This is a genomic window from Mesorhizobium sp. M0659, assembly GCF_040320605.1.
GTDB lineage: Bacteria > Pseudomonadota > Alphaproteobacteria > Rhizobiales > Rhizobiaceae > Mesorhizobium.
Window position 1 is genome coordinate 1 of record NZ_JAMYPY010000061.1, and the last position, 665, is coordinate 665.

Annotated in this window: 1 protein-coding gene; it reads right to left on the reverse strand. The window is 58.6% G+C overall.

Annotated elements, in window-relative coordinates; all coding sequences use genetic code 11:
* A partial coding sequence (locus NKI31_RS31795) for an ATP-grasp domain-containing protein (protein ID WP_352653454.1) occupies nucleotides 1-665 on the reverse strand: 665 nt, incomplete at both ends.

Genomic DNA, 665 nt, shown 5'->3' on the forward strand with positions numbered 1-665 from the left:
CGCGCGCCTGCAATGTAAGAATGCCTTCTACGCAAATCGCATTCGTGGCCGATCGCAAGTTTGATGTGCGCCGTGATGAGATCGACACCGTAAGCCGCCTGAACCAGTTGGGCAGTGGGCGTGCCATGAAGCCTCGGATTGACTTCAATGACGACTGGGCCACGCGTCGTCCACTTGCATTCAATGCCCGTTGGCCCCCAATCAAGGCCGAGAGCTCGCAAACAGCTCAGCGAAACATCGGCGATACGCTCATGCTCATCATCAGTCAGCGGGGCCGGAATGGTGGACTCACGATAGACGAAATGCGGTGGAGGGCCGAAGTCAGCGGTGCCAATCCCGATGATCTGATCTCCCATTATGTCGGCGAGATAATGGGGGCCTTGTGCGAATTCTTCGACCAGTATTCTCGGCGAGGACTGCCATTTGCGCTGCGTTGGCGAAGGCACCCGTATGTGCTTTCCGCCCAACAGATAGGCCGTATGCTCGGCTAGCTCATCGACATTGCGGCACAATCGGACACCACTGCTGCCGCCGCCAACGGTTGGCTTGAGAATCACCGGCAGGCCGATCTCCGCGGCAGCGCTTTCAACCTCCGTCGCATTCACTGCCACGCGATAAGCAGGCATTGGAACGCCGGCCCCCGCAAGGAGTTCACGTTGGGTGAA